This window comes from Streptomyces scopuliridis RB72 (assembly GCF_000718095.1).
Classification (GTDB): domain Bacteria; phylum Actinomycetota; class Actinomycetes; order Streptomycetales; family Streptomycetaceae; genus Streptomyces; species Streptomyces scopuliridis.
This window is the reverse complement of the sequence record NZ_JOEI01000009.1, coordinates 46,287-66,778: the sequence shown is the minus strand read 5'-3', so window position 1 is coordinate 66,778 and position 20,492 is coordinate 46,287. Positions and strand designations below refer to the sequence as shown.

At 70.3% G+C, this 20,492-nt stretch carries 18 protein-coding genes and 1 pseudogene; 15 read left to right on the top strand and 4 right to left on the bottom strand.

Annotation, left to right across the window (positions count from 1 at the left end):
• Nucleotides 1-93: 93 nt before the first annotated feature.
• Nucleotides 94-2,067: an acyl-CoA dehydrogenase family protein gene (locus tag IF11_RS0112945; protein WP_030351693.1), complete on the top strand. Its 1,974-nt coding sequence runs from the start codon at nucleotides 94-96 to the stop codon at nucleotides 2,065-2,067.
• Between the two features lie 213 nt (nucleotides 2,068-2,280).
• A complete protein-coding gene (locus IF11_RS0112940; RefSeq protein ID WP_030351692.1) occupies nucleotides 2,281-2,463 on the top strand; it encodes a hypothetical protein in 183 nt (60 codons plus the stop codon).
• An 86-nt stretch (nucleotides 2,464-2,549) separates the two neighbouring features.
• Here IF11_RS0112940 and IF11_RS0112935 read toward each other — a convergent pair whose 3' ends face one another.
• Nucleotides 2,550-3,746: a glycoside hydrolase family 64 protein gene (locus tag IF11_RS0112935; protein WP_030351691.1), complete on the bottom strand. Its 1,197-nt coding sequence runs from the start codon at nucleotides 3,744-3,746 to the stop codon at nucleotides 2,550-2,552.
• Nucleotides 3,747-3,910: 164 nt separating this feature from the next.
• Here IF11_RS0112935 and IF11_RS0112930 point away from each other — a divergent pair, with 164 nt between their 5' ends.
• From IF11_RS0112930 to IF11_RS0112895, 8 genes and pseudogenes are all read left to right on the top strand, one after another.
• Complete coding sequence (locus IF11_RS0112930; protein WP_030351690.1) at nucleotides 3,911-4,402, top strand: nucleotidyltransferase domain-containing protein; 492 nt, start codon at nucleotides 3,911-3,913, stop codon at nucleotides 4,400-4,402.
• A 128-nt stretch (nucleotides 4,403-4,530) separates the two neighbouring features.
• Nucleotides 4,531-5,313, top strand: coding sequence for a hypothetical protein (locus tag IF11_RS0112925; RefSeq protein WP_030351689.1), 783 nt, complete (start codon nucleotides 4,531-4,533; stop codon nucleotides 5,311-5,313).
• Nucleotides 5,314-5,384: 71 nt separating this feature from the next.
• Nucleotides 5,385-6,650, top strand: coding sequence for a 1-deoxy-D-xylulose-5-phosphate reductoisomerase (gene dxr, locus IF11_RS0112920; protein WP_030351688.1), 1,266 nt, complete (start codon nucleotides 5,385-5,387; stop codon nucleotides 6,648-6,650).
• Nucleotides 6,647-7,948 carry a M50 family metallopeptidase gene (locus IF11_RS0112915; RefSeq protein ID WP_030351687.1) on the top strand — a complete coding sequence of 434 codons (1,302 nt, stop codon included), beginning with the start codon at nucleotides 6,647-6,649 and terminating at the stop codon, nucleotides 7,946-7,948. The genes dxr and IF11_RS0112915 overlap by 4 nt, the downstream gene beginning before the upstream one ends.
• 163 nt (nucleotides 7,949-8,111) lie before the next feature.
• Nucleotides 8,112-9,097 (top strand): annotated as a pseudogene (locus IF11_RS36580) (flavodoxin/ferredoxin-dependent (E)-4-hydroxy-3-methylbut-2-enyl-diphosphate synthase).
• Nucleotides 9,098-9,291: 194 nt separating this feature from the next.
• Nucleotides 9,292-10,137, top strand: a complete 846-nt coding sequence (locus tag IF11_RS0112905; RefSeq protein WP_030351686.1) for a GNAT family N-acetyltransferase — start codon at nucleotides 9,292-9,294, stop codon at nucleotides 10,135-10,137.
• A 16-nt stretch (nucleotides 10,138-10,153) separates the two neighbouring features.
• Nucleotides 10,154-10,732, top strand: a complete 579-nt coding sequence (locus IF11_RS0112900) for a GNAT family N-acetyltransferase (protein WP_030351685.1) — start codon at nucleotides 10,154-10,156, stop codon at nucleotides 10,730-10,732.
• A gap of 67 nt (nucleotides 10,733-10,799) precedes the next feature.
• Nucleotides 10,800-12,491 carry a proline--tRNA ligase gene (locus IF11_RS0112895; protein ID WP_030351684.1) on the top strand — a complete coding sequence of 564 codons (1,692 nt, stop codon included), beginning with the start codon at nucleotides 10,800-10,802 and terminating at the stop codon, nucleotides 12,489-12,491.
• A gap of 116 nt (nucleotides 12,492-12,607) precedes the next feature.
• Here IF11_RS0112895 and IF11_RS0112890 read toward each other — a convergent pair whose 3' ends face one another.
• From IF11_RS0112890 to IF11_RS0112880, 3 genes are read right to left on the bottom strand one after another with little or no spacing between them, the layout of a single operon-like run.
• Nucleotides 12,608-13,534, bottom strand: coding sequence for an aminoglycoside phosphotransferase family protein (locus tag IF11_RS0112890; protein ID WP_030351683.1), 927 nt, complete (start codon nucleotides 13,532-13,534; stop codon nucleotides 12,608-12,610).
• A gap of 32 nt (nucleotides 13,535-13,566) precedes the next feature.
• Nucleotides 13,567-14,034 carry a ferritin-like domain-containing protein gene (locus tag IF11_RS0112885; protein WP_051745855.1) on the bottom strand — a complete coding sequence of 156 codons (468 nt, stop codon included), beginning with the start codon at nucleotides 14,032-14,034 and terminating at the stop codon, nucleotides 13,567-13,569.
• Nucleotides 14,031-14,612 (bottom strand): hypothetical protein, encoded by a 582-nt coding sequence (locus IF11_RS0112880; protein WP_240627918.1) that lies wholly within the window; start codon nucleotides 14,610-14,612, stop codon nucleotides 14,031-14,033. Before IF11_RS0112880 ends, IF11_RS0112885 begins: the two co-directional genes overlap by 4 nt.
• 121 nt (nucleotides 14,613-14,733) lie before the next feature.
• Here IF11_RS0112880 and rimP point away from each other — a divergent pair, with 121 nt between their 5' ends.
• The 5 genes from rimP to IF11_RS0112850 all read left to right on the top strand — a co-directional run bounded on the left by rimP (nucleotide 14,734) and on the right by IF11_RS0112850 (nucleotide 20,466).
• On the top strand, nucleotides 14,734-15,231 hold the full coding sequence (gene rimP, locus IF11_RS0112875; RefSeq protein ID WP_030351680.1) for a ribosome maturation factor RimP: 498 nt from the start codon (nucleotides 14,734-14,736) through the stop codon (nucleotides 15,229-15,231).
• 2 nt (nucleotides 15,232-15,233) lie between these two features.
• Nucleotides 15,234-16,289 carry a transcription termination factor NusA gene (gene nusA / locus IF11_RS0112870; RefSeq protein WP_030351679.1) on the top strand — a complete coding sequence of 352 codons (1,056 nt, stop codon included), beginning with the start codon at nucleotides 15,234-15,236 and terminating at the stop codon, nucleotides 16,287-16,289.
• A 157-nt stretch (nucleotides 16,290-16,446) separates the two neighbouring features.
• A complete protein-coding gene (locus IF11_RS0112865) occupies nucleotides 16,447-16,737 on the top strand; it encodes a YlxR family protein (protein ID WP_078490684.1) in 291 nt (96 codons plus the stop codon).
• 149 nt (nucleotides 16,738-16,886) lie between these two features.
• Nucleotides 16,887-20,003 carry a translation initiation factor IF-2 gene (gene infB / locus IF11_RS38830; RefSeq protein ID WP_078490653.1) on the top strand — a complete coding sequence of 1,039 codons (3,117 nt, stop codon included), beginning with the start codon at nucleotides 16,887-16,889 and terminating at the stop codon, nucleotides 20,001-20,003.
• Between the two features lie 169 nt (nucleotides 20,004-20,172).
• Nucleotides 20,173-20,466, top strand: a complete 294-nt coding sequence (locus tag IF11_RS0112850) for a DUF503 domain-containing protein (RefSeq protein ID WP_030351675.1) — start codon at nucleotides 20,173-20,175, stop codon at nucleotides 20,464-20,466.
• Nucleotides 20,467-20,492: the final 26 nt, after the last annotated feature.

The window sequence follows — 20,492 nt, the reverse complement described above, 5'->3', positions numbered from 1 at the left end:
GTGCGGGCCGCGGGAATCGGGTAGATACGGACGAGTAGTACCAGGCCGGTTGATCCGTCACTGGACCCGACTCCGCGGCGAGGTGAGTTCCTCATGTCCGCCCCATCCGCACCCTCAGCAGCATCCGCACCGCAGGAACCCCAGGGCAAACCCAAGGTCTCCGAGCGGGAAGCGCGCCAGGTCGCCGAGGCGGCCCGGGAACAGGGCTGGCGCAAGCCGAGCTTCGCCAAGGAGATGTTCCTCGGCCGCTTCCGTCTCGATCTCATCCATCCGCACCCGATGCCCGCGTCCGAGGACGTCAAGCGCGGCGAGCAGTTCCTGACGAAGCTCCGCGAGTTCAGCGAGACGAGGATCGACGGCGCGCGGATCGAGCGCGAGGCCCGGATCCCCGACGAGGTGATCAACGGCCTCAAGGAGCTGGGCGCGCTCGGCATGAAGATCGAGACCAAATACGGCGGGCTCGGTCTCACCCAGATGTACTACAACAAGGCCCTGGCCCTGGTCGGCTCCGCCAGTCCGGCGATCGGCGCGCTGCTCTCCGCTCATCAGTCGATCGGAGTACCGCAGCCGCTGAAGATTTTCGGCACGCAGGAGCAGAAGGACACCTTCCTGCCGCGCCTGGCCCGGACCGACATCTCGGCCTTCCTCCTCACCGAGCCGGACGTGGGCTCCGACCCCGCCCGGCTCGCCACGACCGCCGTGCCCGACGGCGACTCGTACGTCCTCGACGGCGTGAAGCTGTGGACGACCAACGGAGTCGTCGCCGATCTGCTCGTCGTGATGGCGCGCGTACCGAAGACGGAGGGCAGGAAGGGCGGCATCACGGCGTTCGTCGTCGAGGCCGGCTCCCCGGGCATCACGGTCGAGAACCGCAACGCCTTCATGGGCCTGCGCGGTCTGGAGAACGGCGTGACCCGCTTCCACCAGGTCAGGGTCCCCGCCGCGAACCGCATCGGCCCCGAGGGCGCGGGTCTGAAGATCGCCCTCACCACCCTCAACACCGGCCGGCTCTCGCTGCCCGCGATGTGCGTGGGCGCGGGCAAGTGGTGTCTCAAAATCGCGCGCGAATGGTCGGCCGCCCGTGAGCAGTGGGGCAAGCCGGTCGGCCGCCATGAGGCCGTGGGCGCGAAGATCTCGTTCATCGCCGCCACCACGTTCGCGCTGGAGGCGGTCGTGGACCTGGCCTCCCAGATGGCGGACGAGGACCGCAACGACATCAGGATCGAAGCGGCCCTGGCCAAGCTGTACGGCTCCGAGATGAGCTGTCTGATGGCCGACGAACTGGTCCAGATCCGCGGCGGCCGCGGCTTCGAGACCGCAGACTCCCTGGCCGCGCGCGGCGAACGTGCCGTACCGGCCGAGCAGATGCTCCGCGATCTGCGCATCAACCGGATCTTCGAGGGCTCCACGGAGATCATGCATCTGCTGATCGCGCGCGAGGCGGTCGACGCCCATCTGGCGGTCGCGGGCGACATCATCGATCCCGACAAGTCGCTCTCGGACAAGGCGCGGGCCGGTGCGCAGGCGGGCCGGTTCTACGCCCGCTGGCTGCCGAAGCTGGTCGCGGGACCGGGCCAGCTGCCCGGCTCGTACGCGGAGTTCCACCCGGCGGGCCACCCGGACCTGTCGACGCATCTGCGCTATGTCGAGCGCAGCGCGCGCAAACTCGCCCGCTCCACCTTCTACGCCATGTCGCGCTGGCAGGGCCGGATGGAGACCAAGCAGGGCTTCCTCGGCCGGATCGTGGACATCGGCGCCGAGCTGTTCGCGATGAGCGCGGCCTGCGTACGGGCCGAGCTGATGCGGGCGAGCGGCGACCACGGCCGCGAGGCGTACCAGCTGGCGGACGTCTTCTGCCGGCAGGCCCGAATCAGGGTCGAGGAGCTGTTCACACGGCTCTGGTCCAACACGGACGATCTGGACCGCAAGGTCGTGAACGGCGTCCTGGCCGGTACGTACACCTGGCTGGAGGCCGGCATCGTCGACCCGAGCGGCGAGGGCCCCTGGATCGCGGACGCGACTCCGGGGCCGTCCCAGCGGGAGAACGTGCACCGCCCGATCCACTGAGCCGCCGAGGTGACGGGTCCCGGCCGGGTCGTGTCCGCGTACGGACGCGACCCGGCCGTTCCGTGTGGGCCCACGCGTGCCCTGCCGAACAGCGACGAAAACTTTTCTCTGTTTTTGCCCGATTTGCGGGTAAAATGTAGATGAATGGTAGGGAACCTACCGAGGCTCACGCCCGACCGGACGGGGCTTGTCGATCTCTGTGAGGGGGTTGCCATGGCCAGCGACGCCGACTTCTACGCACATGGCCGGCCGGAGAACCCACAGCTCCCGGAAGACAGGCCGCGCGGAGGCGGGCCGAAGGGGCCGCCCCCGGTCCACAGCACGGCCTGGAAGGTCATGGCCGTCGTCATCGCGATCATCGTGCTCATCCTGGTGGGGATCCTGCTGTTCCCGTGAGGCCGTTCGGCCCACCCATCGCCCCGTCCCATGACCGGCTTCAACCGACCGGTCATGGGACGGTCATGTGCGCGCGGCCGGCGGTGTCAGTTGAACGGATCGAGCGTGATGTACGCCTGCTGCGGGTCGCCGTCGTGGACCAGTGACTCGTAGTTGCCGACATCGTCGAAGGCGAAGGCGTACGCCTTGCCGTCGGCCATCCGCTCGTGGATCTTCTTGGCGTAGTGGTTGGTCACCCCGTCCTGGTAGAAGCTCGCCGGACTCGTGTCCGGCTGGTTGGGGTTGGCCAGAAGCGTGGAGCGGTTGAACCCCGCGCAGAGCGTGCGCGAGATCGGGCCGCGTACGAGGTCGTTTGGGGCGTCCAGCAGCTTGTAGCAGCCGAAGATCGAGTCGGCGTCGGGCTTCTGGAACGAGGTGACGACCGCCCCCGCGCTGTTGGTGAAGTTCATGGTGTTGCCCGATACCCGGCCGAAGTACTTGGTGTTCGGCTGGTCCGTGAACGGTGTCACCGTCAGTGTGGATGTGGTGTATCTGCTCCACACCCGGTTGATGTAGTCGTCCATCACGGAGGCGGGCAGGACGCCGGCCCCGATGCCATGACCGGGCGAGAGGGCGCGCAGGACCGTGCCGTCGGACCGGGTCTGGATCAGATTGGCCCAGCCGCCCGGCTGGCTCCTGAGGGAGTCGAAGAAACCGTTGTAGCCGCCCGCCTTGAGATGGCCGGTGGTCTTGGTGGTGCCATTGGGGGCCTTGACGCCGACGGCGTACGGCGCCGAGAACATATCGACCTGTGTGCTGTTGATCCACAGCCCGGCGTCATTGAGTGTGTATTCGGTCCAGTTGAACAGGATGTTCCGGTTCGGGTCGGACGGGTTCTGCACCGCGGGCTGCACCAGCCCGCCGGTCGTCAGCCTGAAGTCGAGCTTCTGGCCGTACGAGAAGTAGACCCTGCCGGAGAACTTCGGCATCCGGATCGTCACGGACTGCCCGTTGGCGGGTCCGGCGATCGACGCGTCGGGCGCCGGGGTGGGGGGATTGCCGCCGGCGGGCCAGGCGTGGAACGTACCGTTCGCGTCGGCCCAGCCCTGCTGGCCCGTCGTGAGCAGGGTGCCGAGATTGTAGATGTAGACCGGGTCCGCGCGGCCCGAGCTGTTCGTGAGGGTGAGCGGAATGGTCGTGGGAACCGCGGCCTCGGCGGGGGCCGCGGGGCCGGCGGCCGTGAACCCCGTGGCGAAGATCACCGCGGCGGCCAGTGCCGCGAGCAACTTTCTGGTACCAAGCACGCTCTACCTCCTGCTGTGTGGGGTTGAGAGCGCTCTCAGAATCGGGCCGCGGGTGAGGTGTGTCAATGCGCCCGGCCCAACTCGCTCCTCTGGGCCGGTGCGCTCCATGGCCGCGAAATCGACTGGCGGCGACCGGAGTTGACGCCGTATCGTGCCGCCGCGTGATGACCGCCGACGACGTACTGTCCGTGCTGACCCTGCTGCGGAAGGCCGGCGCGGACGTCTGGATCGCCGGGGGCTGGGGCATCGACGCCCTGCTCGGCGCCCAGACACGCCCCCATCGCGATCTGGACCTCCTGCACCGCGCCGACCAGGAGCCCCGTGTCATCGAGGCGCTGTCCGGCGCGGGCTTCGCCGAGACTCTGGACTGGCGCCCGGTCCGTTTCGTTCTCGCCCGCCCGACGGGCGCGGAGATCGATCTCCACCCCCTCTCCTTCTCCCCGGACGGCTCGGCGCTCCAGTCGTCACTGGACCCGGAGCGGCCCTACGCGTACCCGGCGGAGTGCTTCACGACGGGCACCATCGGGGATACGACGGTCCGGTGTATTTCGGCCGGGCAACAGGTCCTCTTCCACCAGGGATACGAACCGGCCGACCGGGACCGCCACGACATGGCCAGGCTCCGCGAGAAGTTCGGCATCACGACGCACTTCTGAGCGCGCACTTCCGAGCGCGCGCATCCGAGCCCCGGTCCGGGGCTCGCCCGCCCCACCCACGCCCCCATGGCCCACAATCGGGAGTCGCGCCGTCAACTCGGCGCCAACGACCGACAACGGGGGCAAGGATGTTCGAGGCGGGAAAGCGGCGGGCACGGCTGGATCTTGGGGCGGTGGCCGCCGGGCTCATACTGGTCGGGGTCGCCGCGTGCGGTGGTGACGGGCAGAGCGCCGACGACGGCAAGGGCGGGAAGACGAGCGGGAAGCCGGCCGACGGGCACTCCGCCTCCGCCACCGGGCCCGCCCCGCTCACTGAGGACCGGCTCACCGCCGCGTCCCTCACCGACGGCGAGAAGATCGGCGCGTACACCACCTCCGAGTACGCCCTCGGCGCGCCCCTGGGCGACGACTACACCGCCGAGCCCGCCGTCTGCCAGCCGCTCGTCAGCCTCGCCAAGGGCGCCACCGCGTTCGACCCCGTCGCCGAGGTCCAGCGCAAGGCCGACATCCCCGACGAGCTGCTCGGCCTCACCGTCTCCGTACAGCTGCGTTCGTACACCGCACCGGACGCGACCGGCGTCATGAAAGCCCTCGCCACCGCCGGGCGGGAGTGCGCGGGCGGGTTCACCGAGGACCGGGCGCTCGCGCGGGCGAGGTATCTGAAGGTGGAGCCCGCCAAAGCGCCGGACGAGGGGGACGAGGCGAGGGCGTACCGCTTCACCCTCCTTGACGTGAAAAGCACGCTGAAGCTGTACGAGTATCTGACCGTCGTACGGTCCGGCTCCACCACGCTCTCCTTCCGCGCCGAGATCACCGGCACGAAGGATGTCGGGGGAGTGCCCGACGAGATCATCCAGGCGCAGTGGCAGAAGTTCCGGTCGGTGGCGGGGGAAGCCGCGAAAAAGCCGTAAGGACCGGCGCACGGGGACACCTGCGGGGGCGCGCTGTCCTCCTGGCACGGGGATGAGGTGAGAATGGGGGCATGAGCGACTGCCCAGCCCCTCTCGCCGATCCGCATATCGCCTTCGATCCGACCGAAGGCCGCCGGGACATCGTCGTCCTCGGCTCCACCGGATCCATTGGCACGCAGGCCATCGACCTGGTCCTGCGCAACCCCGACCGCTTCCGTGTCACCGCGCTCTCCGCCGCCGGCGGTCGCGTTGAACTGCTCGCCGAGCAGGCGCGGCGACTGCGGGTCCGTACCGTCGCGGTCGCGCGCGAGGAGGCCGTTCCCGCGCTCCGGGAGGCGCTCGCCGAGCGGTACGGGACGGCTGAACCGCTCCCCGAGATCCTCGCGGGGCCCGACGCCGCCACCGAGCTGGCGGCGTCCGACTGTCACACCGTGCTCAACGGCATCACCGGCTCCATCGGACTCGCGCCCACCCTCGCCGCCCTCACGGCGGGCCGTACGCTCGCGCTCGCCAACAAGGAATCGCTGATCGTCGGCGGACCCCTCGTGAAGGCCGTGGCCAGGCCCGGCCAGATCATCCCCGTCGACTCCGAGCACGCCGCCCTCTTCCAGGCGCTGGCCGCCGGCACCCGCGCCGAGGTGCGCAAGCTGGTGGTGACTGCCTCCGGCGGGCCTTTCCGGGGCCGTACGAAGGCCGAGCTGGCGCATGTCACCCCCAAGGACGCTCTCGCGCACCCCACCTGGGCCATGGGCCCGGTGATCACGGTCAACTCGGCGACCCTCGTCAACAAGGGCCTCGAAGTGATCGAGGCACATCTGCTGTACGACATTCCCTTCGATCGCATTGAGGTCGTCGTCCACCCCCAGTCGTATGTCCACTCGATGGTGGAATTCAGCGACGGTTCGACCCTGGCCCAGGCGACCCCGCCCGACATGCGTGGGCCGATCGCCGTCGGTCTCGGCTGGCCCCAGCGGGTGCCGGACGCCGCGCCCGCCTTCGACTGGACCACGGCCTCGACCTGGCAGTTCTTCCCGCTCGACACCGAGGCGTTCCCCTCGGTGGGGCTCGCCCGGCAGGTAGGGGCCCTGGGCGGCACGGCCCCCGCGGTGTTCAATGCCGCGAACGAGGAGTGCGTGGACGCGTTTCTGGCGGGACGGCTGCCGTTCAACGGAATCATGGATACGGTCACAGAGGTCGTCGCGGAGCACGGCACCCCCCGTACGGGAACCTCGCTCACGGTGGCGGACGTCCTCGAAGCGGAGACCTGGGCCCGCGCCCGGGCCCGTGAAGCGGCAGCGAAATTCAGTGAAGAACAGCCAGCGGAGGCTCGCGCATGACGATCCTGTTGACGGTCCTCGGCATTCTCGTCTTTGTCGTGGGGCTGCTCTTCTCCATCGCCTGGCACGAACTGGGCCATCTCTCCACGGCCAAACTCTTCGGCATCCGCGTGCCCCAGTACATGGTCGGTTTCGGGCCGACCATCTGGTCGCGCAAGAGGGGCGATACGGAGTACGGGATCAAGGCGATCCCGATGGGCGGCTATATCCGGATGATCGGAATGTTCCCGCCGGGCCCCGACGGCAGGATCGAGGCACGCTCCACCTCGCCGTGGCGCGGGATGATAGAGGACGCGCGCTCCGCGGCCTTCGAGGAGCTGGAGCCGGGCGACGAGAAGCGCCTCTTCTACACGCGCAAGCCGTGGAAGCGCGTGATCGTGATGTTCGCGGGTCCGTTCATGAACCTGGTCCTGGCCGCCGTGATCTTCATCGGCGTGGCGATGAGCTTCGGCTTCCAGACCCAGACCACCGAGGTCGCCGGCGTCCAGCAGTGTGTGATCTCGCAGAGCGAGAAGCGCGACACCTGCGAGAAGAAGGACCCCGTCTCGCCCGCGCGCGCGGCCGGTCTCCAGAAGGGCGACAAGATCGTCGCCTTCAACGGGCAGCGCGTCGAGGACTGGTCGACGCTCTCCAACCTCATCCGTAAGACGATCGGCCCCGCCGCCATCACCGTCGAGCGCGACGGCACCGAGCAGGTCCTGCATGCCACGCTCCGCAAGAACATGGTGGCCGAGAAGGACTCCAACGGAGAGGTGGTCCCGGACAAGTACGTACCGGCCGGCTATCTCGGCTTCGCCGCCTCCACCGAGATCGTCCCGCTCTCCTTCCCCCAGTCCGTGGACCGGATGGGCACCATGATCGGGGACGGCGTCGAGTCGATCCTCGCCCTGCCCTCCAAGATCCCCGACCTCTGGAGCGCGGCCTTCGGCGACGGCCCCCGCAAGGACGACTCACCGGTCGGCGTGGTCGGCGCGGCGCGCATCGGCGGCGAGGTGATGACGCTGGACATCCCGGCGCAGAACCAGATCGCGATGATGCTGTTCCTGCTCGCGGGCTTCAATCTCTCGCTCTTCCTCTTCAACATGCTGCCGCTGCTGCCCCTCGACGGCGGGCATATCGCGGGCGCGCTCTGGGAATCCCTGCGGCGCAGGCTCGCACGGCTGTTCAAGCGGCCCGACCCGGGCCCGTTCGATGTGGCGAAGCTGATGCCCGTCGCCTATGTCGTGGCGGGGATCTTCATCTGCTTCACCCTGCTCGTCCTGGTCGCGGACGTCTTCAACCCCGTCAAGATCAGCTGATCGGAACCGTTTCACAGCGGCCGGACACCATTTGTGTCCGGCCGCTTACCTTTGGGTGGAGTTTTCGCGTGGATGTGCTCGGTGCGCACGGGGTGGCGTAATCTCGGGGGCTGGAGCCCGCCGATCTCGGGACCTCGATCCACACCTTGGGGTTGCACAGCAGATGACTGCAATTTCTCTCGGAATGCCGTCCGTTCCGACGAAGCTCGCCGACCGACGGGTCAGCCGTCAGATCCAGGTGGGGTCGGTGGCGGTCGGCGGGGACGCACCCGTCTCGGTGCAGTCGATGACGACGACGCGTACGTCGGACATCGGCGCGACGTTGCAGCAGATCGCGGAGCTGACGGCGTCCGGCTGCCAGATCGTACGGGTCGCGTGCCCGACCCAGGACGACGCGGACGCGCTGGCGACGATCGCGCGGAAGTCGCAGATCCCGGTGATCGCGGATATCCATTTCCAGCCGAAGTACGTGTTCGCGGCGATCCTGAGGCGCTTGTCGAGTCGGCGCTCTGGGAAGCGTCGCTGTTCGAGGAGCACGGCTTCCGTGACATCAAGATCTCGGTGAAGCACAACGACCCGGTGATCATGGTCAACGCGTACCGGCAGCTGGCGGCGCAGTGCGACTACCCGCTGCACCTCGGCGTCACCGAGGCGGGCCCCGCCTTCCAGGGCACCATCAAGTCCGCGGTGGCCTTCGGCGCCCTCCTCAGCGAAGGCATCGGCGACACGATCCGCGTCTCGCTCTCCGCCCCGCCGGCGGAGGAGGTCAAGGTCGGCATCCAGATCCTGGAGTCGCTGAATCTGCGGCAGAGGCGGCTGGAGATCGTCTCCTGCCCCTCCTGCGGCCGCGCCCAGGTCGATGTCTACAAGCTGGCCGACGAGGTGACGGCCGGTCTGGACGGCATGGAGGTCCCGCTGCGCGTGGCCGTCATGGGCTGTGTCGTGAACGGTCCCGGCGAGGCCCGTGAGGCCGACCTCGGTGTCGCGTCCGGCAACGGCAAGGGCCAGATCTTCGTCAAGGGCGAGGTCATCAAGACCGTCCCGGAATCGAAGATCGTGGAGACCCTCATCGACGAGGCCATGAAGATCGCGGAGCAGATGGAGAAGGACGGCGTCGCCTCGGGCGAGCCCGAGGTCTCCGTCCGCTGACCGCGACTCCACGCTCTGTCCGGCCATGGACATACGTTCGCGACGGGTCCCGCAGCCACCGCCCCCCGGGCATCGGCTGCGGGACCCGTCGCGCTCTGACCTGCGGCGATACCGGACCCCGCTCCGATGAGCGGCATACCGCGAAGGGGCCGGGTACAGTGCGGAGATCGGCAGACGTATGGTGAGGCCCCCTCGTGTTGACGCAGACCACCACCCGGGTCCTCGAACCCAGCGAACTCGACGCCGCGCTCGCCATCCTGGAGAGCGAGCCCGTCGAAAACGCCTTCGTGACGTCCCGCGTACAGGTCGCGGGGCTCGACCCCTGGCGCCTCGGTGGCGAGATGTGGGGCTGGTACGCCGACGGGCGGCTGCGCTCCCTCTGCTACTCCGGCGCCAATCTCGTACCCATCTGCGCCACCCCCGAGGCCGTGTGCGGCTTCGCCGACCGGGCCCGCAGAACCGGCCGCCGCTGCTCCTCGATCGTCGGCCCCGCCGAGCCCACCACCCAGCTGTGGCGGCTGCTGGAGCCGAGCTGGGGCCCGGCCCGTGAGATCCGCGCCCACCAGCCGCTGATGGTCACCGAGCAGGTCCCCGCCGCGGTCGCGCCCGACCCGTTCGTCCGCCGTATCCGCAAGGCCGAGCTCGACGTGATCATGCCCGCCTGCGTGGCGATGTTCACCGAGGAGGTCGGTGTCTCGCCGCTCGCCGGTGACGGCGGACTGCTCTACCAGGCGCGCGTCGCCGAACTCGTCGGCGCGGGACGGTCGTTCGCCCGTATCGAGGACGGCAGGGTCATCTTCAAGGCCGAGATCGGCGCGGCCACCACCCGGGCCTGCCAGATCCAGGGCGTCTGGGTCGACCCCGAATTCCGCGGCCGGGGCCTGTCCGAGGCGGGCATGGCGGCGGTCGTACGGTACGCGCTGGCCGATGTCGCGCCCGTCGTGAGCCTGTACGTGAACGACTACAACACCCCTGCCAGAGCCGCGTACCGCCGGGTGGGTTTCCGTGAAGTGGGCGCCTTCATGAGCGTGCTGTTCTGAAAGTAGGGTTCGGCCCATGCTGAGCATTCCCGGGGGCAGCCCCCGCACCCCCGACGTACAGGTAGGGCCGGTCGATCTCGCCGCGCGCGTCGACGAGGCGCTCGCCGTACAGGCTCTCGCCTTCGGGCTCAGCGACGACGAGATCGAGGTACGCCGCCATATCGTGCTCCGGCATCTGCTGCTGCGCGGCGCCCGCGCCCTCGGCGCGACCACCGCCGCCGACCGGCTCGTCGGCTTCGTATACGGCCTGCCGAACGACCGCGCCCACTGGTGGTCCACCGTGGTCGAGCCGTATCTGCGCACCACCGGCTCCGAGGACTGGCTCGTCGACTCCTTCGTGATCACCGAGCTGCATGTCCACCCGGAGTTCCAGGCCCGGGGCATCGGCCGGGCGCTGATCACCACGATCACCGACAGCGCGAGCGAACCCAAGTCGATCCTGTCCGCGATCGACATCGAGAGCCCGGCCCGCCGCCTCTACCGCGCGCTCGGCTACCGGGACCTGGCCCGCCAGGTCCACTTCCCCAGCGCCCCCAAGCCGTACGCCGTGATGGGCGCCCCGCTCCCGCTGCGCAGGGCGGGCGCGGAGAACTGATTTCCGCCCGCGGGCGTGCCCCGGCTAACCTCCTGGCATCACCCGAGAGAACGCAGGAGTACTCCCCATGTCCCAGGTCCAGCGCATGTCCCGTTTGATGGTCAAGACATTGCGCGACGACCCGGCGGACGCCGAGACGCTCAGCCACAAGCTGCTCGTCCGCGCGGGGTATGTCCGCCGTACGTCCGCCGGCATCTGGAGCTGGCTGCCGCTGGGCAAGAAGGTCCTCGACAACATCTCGCGCGTCGTCCGCGAGGAGATGGACGCGATCGGCGCGCAGGAGGTGCTGCTGCCCGCGCTGCTGCCCAGGGAGCCGTACGAGGCGAGCGGCCGGTGGGAGGAGTACGGCGACCTGCTGTTCCGTCTCAAGGACCGCAAGGGCGCCGACTATCTGCTGGGCCCCACGCACGAGGAGATCTTCACCCAGGTCGTCAAGGACCAGTGCACGTCCTACAAGGACCTGCCGGTGATGCTCTACCAGATCCAGACGAAGTACCGCGACGAGGCGAGGCCCCGCTCCGGTGTGCTGCGCGGGCGCGAGTTCCAGATGAAGGACTCGTACTCCTTCGACACCACGGACGAGGGCCTCGTCGAGTCGTACGCGCTGCACCGCGCCGCGTACCAGAAGATCTTCGCCAGGCTCGGCCTCGACTTCCGGATCGTGTCCGCGGTCTCCGGCGCGATGGGCGGCTCCGCCTCCGAGGAGTTCCTGGCGCCCGCCGCGGCTGGCGAGGACACCTTCGTGGACTGTCCCGCCTGCGACTACGCGGCCAACACGGAGGCCGTCACCTTCGCCGCGACCGTGCCCGCGGCGGTCGAGCCCGGCCCGGTCGAGGAGCTGGACACCCCCGACACCCCGACCATCGAGACGCTCGCCGCGCACCTCGGCGTGCCCGCCTCGGCGACCCTGAAGAACCTCCTCGTCAAGATCGACGGCGAGATCACCGCGGTCGGCGTCCCCGGCGACCGCGAGGTGGACCTCGGCAAGCTCGGCGAGCACCTCGCGCCCGCGGTGGTGGAGCTGGTGACGGCCGAGGACTTCGAGGACCGCCCCGAGCTCGTACGCGGCTATGTCGGCCCGCAGGGCCTCAAGATCCGTTACATCGCCGACCCGCGCATCGCGCTCGGCACCGCCTGGATCACCGGCGCCAACAAGCCCGGCACCCACGCCCGCAATGTGGTCTGCGGGCGCGACTTCGAGGTCGACGACTACCTGGACGTCGTCGTGGTCGAGGAGGGCGACCCCTGCCCCGCCTGCGGCACCGGCCTCAAGCTCGACCGCGCGATCGAGATCGGTCATATCTTCCAGCTCGGCCGCAAGTACGCCGACACCTTCCAGCTCGATGTGCTGGGCCAGCAGGGCAAGCCGGTCCGCGTGACCATGGGCTCGTACGGCATCGGCGTCTCGCGCGCGGTGGCGGCCCTCGCCGAGCAGAGCGCCGACGAGCAGGGGCTGTGCTGGCCCCGGGAGATCGCCCCGGCGGACGTCCATGTCGTCGCGGCGGGCAAGGCGCTCCAGACGGAACTGGCGCTGGACGTCTCCGAGCAGTTGTCGGCGGCGGGTCTGCGGGTGCTGGTGGACGAGCGCCCCGGGGTCTCCCCGGGCGTGAAGTTCACCGACGCCGAACTGATCGGTGTCCCCAAGATCCTGGTGGCGGGCCGCCGCTCGGCCGAGGGCGTCGTGGAACTGAAGGACCGCCGTACGGGCGAGCGCGAGGAACTGACAGTCGCGGAGGCGATCTCCCGCCTGACGGCCTGACCGTGGCTCCACCGTGGTACGGGCTCGGATACCGGGCCCGTACCACGGGGAAGACCGACCCGTCCGGCACGGAACCCTCAGCGCGTCCGGCGCGGAAATCCCTTAGGGGCGGGGCCCTACAGCCAGCCCGCGAACTCCAGCAGCAGCTCCCCGCTCTGCCGCCGCCCCGCCCGCAGCGTGCGCACCCCCGACTCCACCGCCCGGAACAGCGTCCACCCCCGCACCCGTTCCCGGTCCAGATCCAGCGAATCGGCCAGTCTGTTGACCCGGCGACGGGCCGAGGACGCCCCCGACGAGGCCGCCACCAGATCATCCACCCGGTCGCGCACCAGCCGCGCCAGATCGTAGGCGGGCTCACCGACCAGCGGTTCCGGGCCGACCGCGAGCCAGGGCGCGCGGTCGCCGGCGAGGACCTTGCCCTGGCCGAAGGCGCCGTGCAGCAGCCGTATCTCGGCGGCGGAGGCGCAGAGTTCGTCGCGCGCCGCCAGCGCCGCCGACACCAGCGGCGCGAGCGTGTCGTCGGCGGCCGTCCGCAGCGCCGCCGCCTCCCGCGCGGTCCGCTCGGCCACCGTCTCGAAGCCGTGGTCCCCGGGCGGGTCGACCCACAGCCGGCGTACCGTACCCGCCGCTTCGAGCAGCGACTTCGCCTCCGGCAGGGAGCGCAGCGACACCTCGGGATGCAGTCGCTCCAGGAGCAGCGCGCCGCCGGCGGCGTCAGGGTTGTCCGCGCCGTCGTCCTCCCCGGCGTCGAGCAGCTCCACCGCCCCCCAGCCCTTCCAGTGCGCCAGCGCCGCCCGCTCCAGCGAGGGAGCCGCGAACGGCGGGACGATCTTGAGCGTCGCGGGGGAGCCGTCGGACCGCCGTACGAGCAGCACCAGTCCGCTCCGGCCGCCCGGCGCGATCACCCGCTCGACCTCAAGCCCCCGCCGGGCGACCGCCTCACCGGCGATGCCGGGCAGTTGGCCGAGCCACTCGGCGGCGGTGGTCTCCCCGTACCTCTCGCCGAGCGTGCGCACCAGACGCTGCGGCGGTTCAAAACCCATACGTGCGTTGTTCCCTTTCCGACCTCACGGGCTCACGCGCGCTCGGCGAGCCCAGGAAAGGCTACGCCGGTCCCGCGCCAGCGCACCGCGCGCACGGCGGCCTCGCGCAGCGCGCCCGCCGCCTCCCGCCGAAGGGGGCCCTCCGCGGCCCGTACGAGATCGGAGTAGACGCCCGCGACCCGGTCCTCCAGATGGGCGGCGAGCCGTACGGCCGCGGCGGGGTCCGGTACGGGGAAGGGCAGGGCGTACGCGGCTTCCGCGGGGGCGGGCGTGCCGCCCAGGTCCCGTACGGTCCGCGCCAGCGCGTCACGCCGGGCCCGGTGCGCCGCGTGCGCGCTGGTGGCCTCGCTCCGGCGTGCGCTGCCCACGCGACCGCCGACGACCCCGTACCCGTACACCGCGGCGTGCTCCGCGGCGAGCGCGGCCTGCGCGGCTTCCAGCGCACCGCCGCTCGTTCCGGTCGCCGTGCCCGCTGTCGCCACCGTCCGCGCCGTACTCATGAGCGGGATCCTTCCGTCAGCAGATAGGCGTGGGCGGCGCTCGCCGCCGCGAGAGAGGCCAGCAGCCGGGCCAGCTCCGGGGGTGCTTCCATGAGCGACGCGGTGTGCGCGTCGCTGGTACGGCGCTCGGTCGCGGCCAGTGCTCTGAGGGCCGCCGCCGGTTCCGCCGGTACGGCCGGCGAGCCAGGCGCGGGGGCCGCGGCCGTGACGGATACGGACGGAGCGGCGGACGGCGACGCGGCCGGGCTCGCTGACCCGGACGGCTCCGGTGCCAGCGCCGCCAACTGCCGTACGACCGCCGCCCGCAGCGGAGCCAGCCGCTCACGCTGCCCGGGGTGCCGCTTCAGCACGGCGTCGTACTGATCCAGCAACTCCCGGTTGGTGGCGGTCGCGCGCATCCGCAGCGCGCGCTCCGCCTTGGCCGCCCGCGCGATTCCCGCCGGGCTGTCCACGGCCGGGGAATCCTGGGAACAGCCGGTCAGCAGACCGGCCGTCGCGGCGCCCGCGGCCCTCAGCGCATGCCTCCGTGTCGTCCCCGTGCGCCCCACGCGTCTCTCCTCGGGCTTCGCGATGATCACCGCAGGCGAGCGTACCCGCGGGTCACCCCCAGGTGGACGGCAACACCCCTTGGGACCGGATACCCTTTGATCTGACACGCGACGATCCCACAACAGCACACGCGGCCGAGGAGTCACCCGGATGAGCACCACCCAGAGCGAAAGGCTGCGCGGACTGCTGGAACCACTCGTCAGCGCGAAGGACCTGGATCTGGAAGAGATCGAGGTGTCCCGGGCGGGCAGGCGTCGTGTGCTGAGGGTCGTGGTGGATTCCGACGAGGGCGTGGACCTCGACGAGTGCGCCGAGCTGAGCCGCTCCATCTCCGACAGGCTCGACGAGACGGACGCGATGGGCGAGGACGAGTACCAGCTCGAAGTGACCTCCCCCGGGGCGGAGCGCCCGCTGACCGAGCACCGCCACTACGTGCGCGCCGTGGGCCGCCTGGCCAGGTTCCAGCTGCACGACGACGGCGAGCTGGTGGCCCGCATCCTCACCGTCGACGACGAGGGGCTCGACCTCGAAGTGCCGGGTGTGAAGGGGCGCAGGCCCACCGCCCGCCGGATCGAGTTCGCGGGGATCGACAAGGCGCGTGTGGAGATCGAGTTCAGCCGCAAGGACAAGAAGGAAGAGGAGGCGTAGCCGTGGACATCGATGTGAAGCTCCTGAAGGGCTTGGCACAAGAGAAGGAGATTCCCTTCGACCTGCTGGTCGAGGCGATCGAATCGGCACTCCTCATCGCCTACCACCGCACCGAGGGCAGCCACCGCCGCGCCCGGGTCGTATTGAGCCGGGACACCGGCCATGTCACGGTCTGGGCCAAGGAGGACCCGGCCGATCTGGAGGAGGGGCAGGAGCCCAAGGAGTTCGACGACACCCCGTCGGACTTCGGCCGGATCGCCGCGACCACCGCCCGCCAGGTCATCCAGCAGCGGCTGCGCGACGCCGAGAACGATGTGACCTTCGGTGAGTACGCGCGCCGGGAGGGCGATATCGTCGCCGGTCTGGTCCAGCAGGGCAAGGACCCCAAGAACGTCCTGGTCAAGCTGGACGACAAGCTTGAGGCCATCCTTCCGGTGCAGGAACAGGTGCCGGGTGAGGAGTACACCCACGGCCTTCGGCTGCGTACGTATGTGGTCAGGGTGGCCAGGGGGGTGCGCGGGCCGTCGGTGACGCTGTCCCGTACCCACCCCAATCTGGTGAAGAAGCTCTTCGCGCTGGAGGTCCCGGAGATCGCGGACGGCTCCGTCGAGATCACGGCGATCGCCCGCGAGGCAGGCCACCGCACCAAGATCGCCGTACGGTCGACACGTTCCGGCCTCAACGCCAAGGGCGCCTGCATCGGCCCGATGGGCGCGCGAGTGCGCAATGTCATGGCCGAGCTGCTGGGCGAGAAGATCGACATCGTCGACTGGTCGGACGACCCGGCCGAGATGGTGGCGAACGCGCTGTCGCCGGCCCGCGTCAGCAAGGTCGAGGTGGTCGATCTGGGTGCCCGCTCCGCGCGGGTGACCGTGCCCGACTACCAGCTGTCGCTGGCGATCGGCAAAGAAGGGCAGAACGCCCGGCTCGCCGCCCGGCTGACCGGCTGGCGCATCGATATCCGGCCGGACACGGAGCCCACGGACGACGACCGCGACCGCGGCGACGACCGGGACCGCGGGCGGGACGACCGGGACCGCGGTCGCGGCCGCGGCTGAATATCCGACTCGAATGATCAAGGAGTGACCGGCGGTGGCGGCCTGTCGCGGTACGCCGCGACCGGGCCCCGCCGGACATCGACGCGATCTTTTGGGCGGCAGGCGTTCGAACCCAGCCCCAAAGGGGTGAGGTCGGCGCGGGGAGGTAGACTTGAACGTGTCTGGCCGGACGATCGACCGTGCATGCCCTGAGCGAACCTGCGTGGGCTGCCGGAAGCGAGCGGCCAAGAACGATCTGTTGCGCATCGTGGTGGCCGGAGAACAATGTGTTCCCGATCAACGCGGTACGCTGCCCGGCCGGGGTGCGTATATGCACCCCGCCTTGATCTGTCTCGATCTGGCGGTCCGCCGCCGGGCGTTCCCCCGGGCCTTCCGGGTCCAGGGACCGCTCGACAGCGCGGAGCTGCGCCGGGTGGTCGAGGCGATCACAGTGCAGGCAGCACTGTAGGAAGAAGTACGGCACGGAGCCCCGTGCGGTTCAGGTACCTCGCGAGTTGGAAGTAGGTCGAGATTGCGATGAGCACTCGATGAGTACGCGATGAGTACGCCCATGAAGTAGCGACGGTCCGGCGGTAACCCGGACCTAAAAGGAGCGAAGTGGCTAAGGTCCGGGTATACGAACTCGCCAAGGAGTTCGGCGTGGAGAGCAAGGTCGTCATGGCCAAGCTCCAAGAACTCGGTGAATTCGTCCGTTCGGCGTCGTCGACGATCGAGGCGCCGGTTGTACGCAAATTGACTGACGCTTTGCAGGGACCCGGTGGCAACGCCGGCAAGTCCGCTGCCAAGCCCGGGGCGCCCCGCAAGGCGACCCCCGCCAGGCCCGCCGCGCCCTCTCCGGCGCAGGCGGCACGTCCCGCTGCCCCCAAGCCTGGTGTCCCGGCCCCCAAGCCGGCCGCCGCCGAGGCCCCCAGGAGCATCCCTTCCGCCGCGCCGACGCCCGGCCCGCGCCCGGCTCCGGCCCCGCGGCCCGCGGCTGCCGCCCCGAAGCCCGCGCCCGCCGCACCGGCGGCGCCGGAGTTCACCGCGCCCCCGTCGGCCCCGGCCGCCGGTCCCCGGCCCGGTGCCACCCCCGGCCCGCGTCCGTCCAACCGCCCCACGGGCGGCCAGGGCGACCAGCGCCAGGGTGAGCGGCAGAGCGATCAGCGTCAGGGAGACCAGCGTCAGGGCGGCCGCTCCGGCGGTGCGCGCCCCGGCCAGGCCCCGCGTCCCGGTGCCCGCCCCGCGGGCCCGCGTCCGGGCAACAACCCCTTCACCTCAGGTGGCTCCACCGGAATGGCGCGCCCGCAGGCGCCCCGTCCGGGCGGCGCCCCGCGTCCGGGCGGCCCCGGTGCCCCCGGTGCTCCGCGCCCGCAGGGCTCCGGTCAGGGCGGTCCCCGTCCGCAGGCCGGTCCCGGTGGACAGACCGGACGTCCCACCCCCGGTGGCATGCCGCGTCCGCAGGCGCCCCGCGCCGCGGGTCCCGGCGGTGGCCCCGGTGGTAACCGTCCGAACCCGGGCATGATGCCGCAGCGTCCCGCTGCCGGCCCGCGTCCCGGTGGTGGCCCCGGCGGTGGCCGTGGTCCCGGTGGCGGCGGTCGTCCCGGCGGTGCCGGTGGCGGCGGCGGTCGTCCCGGTGGCGGCGGCTTCGCGGGCCGTCCCGGTGGCGGCGGCGGTGGCGGTTTCGCCGGTCGCCCGGGTGGCGGCGGCGGTGGCGGCGCTCCGGGTCGTCCCGGTGGCGGCGGCTTCGGTGGCGGCGGTGGCCGTCCCGGCTTCGGCGGACGTCCGGGTGGTCCCGGCGGCCGTGGTGGCACACAGGGCGCGTTCGGCCGTCCCGGCGGGCCCGCCCGTCGTGGCCGTAAGTCGAAGCGGCAGAGGCGCCAGGAGTACGAGGCCATGCAGGCCCCGTCGGTAGGCGGCGTGATGCTGCCGCGCGGCCAGGGCCAGACGGTCCGGCTGTCGCGCGGTGCGTCGCTCACCGACTTCGCGGAGAAGATCAACGCCAACCCGGCGTCGCTCGTCGCCGTGATGATGAACCTCGGCGAGATGGTCACCGCCACGCAGTCCGTCTCCGACGAGACCCTCCAGGTCCTCGCCGGCGAGATGAACTACGTCGTCGAGATCGTCAGCCCCGAGGAGGAGGACCGCGAGCTGCTTGAGTCCTTCGACATCGAGTTCGGCGAGGACGAGGGCGGCGAGGAAGCCCTCGTGTCCCGTCCGCCGGTCGTGACCGTCATGGGTCACGTCGACCACGGTAAGACCAGGCTGCTGGACGCGATCCGCAAGACGAACGTCGTCGCGGGCGAGGCCGGCGGTATCACGCAGCACATCGGCGCGTACCAGGTCGCCACGGACGTCAACGGTGAAGAGCGCAAGATCACCTTCATCGACACCCCGGGTCACGAGGCGTTCACCGCCATGCGTGCCCGTGGTGCCAAGTCCACCGACATCGCGATCCTGGTGGTCGCGGCCAACGACGGTGTGATGCCCCAGACGATCGAGGCGCTGAACCACGCCAAGGCGGCCGATGTGCCGATCGTGGTCGCGGTCAACAAGATCGACGTCGAGGGCGCCGACCCGACCAAGGTGCGCGGTCAGCTCACCGAGTTCGGTCTGGTGGCCGAGGAGTACGGCGGCGACACCATGTTCGTCGACATCTCCGCCAAGCAGGGCCTGCACATCGACAGCCTGCTGGAGGCCGTGGTCCTCACCGCGGACGCCTCGCTCGACCTCCGGGCCAACCCGGAACAGGACGCGCAGGGTATCGCCATCGAGGCTCACCTCGACCGCGGTCGCGGCGCCGTCGCCACCGTGCTCGTCCAGCGCGGCACGCTGCGCGTCGGTGACACGATGGTCGCCGGTGACGCGTACGGCCGCGTCCGGGCGATGCTCGACGACAACGGCAACAACGTCGAGGAAGCGGCGCCGTCGACGCCGGTCCTGGTCCTGGGTCTCACCAACGTCCCCGGCGCCGGCGACAACTTCCTCGTGGTCGACGAGGACCGCACCGCCCGGCAGATCGCCGAGAAGCGCGCCGCTCGTGAGCGGAACGCGGCCTTCGCCCGCAGGGGCGTCCGGTTCTCCCTGGAGAACCTGGACGAGGCCCTCAAGGCCGGTCTGGTGCAGGAACTCAACCTCATCATCAAGGGCGACGCGTCCGGTTCGGTGGAGGCTCTTGAGTCCTCGCTGCTCCAGCTCGACGTCGGCGACGAGGTCGACATCCGGGTCCTGCACCGCGGTGTGGGTGCGGTCACGGAGTCGGACATCGACCTGGCCATGGGCTCCGACGCCATCGTGATCGGCTTCAACGTGCGCGCCGCTGGGCGTGCCGCGCAGATGGCCGAACGCGAAGGCGTGGACGTCCGGTACTACTCGGTCATCTACCAGGCGATCGAGGAGATCGAGTCCGCCCTCAAGGGCATGCTCAAGCCGGAGTACGAAGAGGTCGAGCTCGGTACGGCGGAGATCCGCGAGGTCTTCCGCTCGTCCAAGCTGGGCAACATCGCGGGTGTTCTCATCCGCTCCGGCGAGGTCAAGCGGAACACCAAGGCCCGGCTCGTCCGCGATGGCAAGGTCATCGCGGAGGACCTCAACATCCAGGGTCTGCGCCGCTTCAAGGACGACGTCACCGAGATCCGCGAAGGCTTCGAGGGCGGTATCAACCTCGGAAACTTCAACGACATCAAGATCGACGACGTCATCGCGACGTACGAGATGCGCGAGAAGCCGCGCGGCTGACGCACGGGCTGGGTTCTCTGGGGGACACCCCCAGACCCCCGAGATCCGGGGCCGGTCGATGGGACGCATATTCCGTCGATCGGCCCCGGCCGTTCCGTGTACGGTTCTTGTGCCCCTGCCAAGCGCTGGCAGGGCATCTGAACCCGTACCGGCGGGGATCCGGAAACGCATGTATGTGGGGACGCTGTCCTTCGATCTGCTCCTCGGCGACGTACGGTCGTTGAAGGAGAAACGCTCGGTCGTCCGGCCCATCGTCGCCGAACTCCAGCGGAAATTCGCGGTGAGCGTGGCGGAGACCGGCGGCCAGGACCTCCATCGCAGGGCCGAGATCGGTCTCGCGGTGGTGTCCGGGGACTGGGCGCACCTCACGGAAGTGCTGGACCGGTGCGAGCGCATGGTCGCCGGCCACCCCGAGGTGGAGCTGCTGTCGGTACGACGGCGGCTGCACGGCGATGAAGACTGACCAGTACACAAGAAAACCCAGAAGGA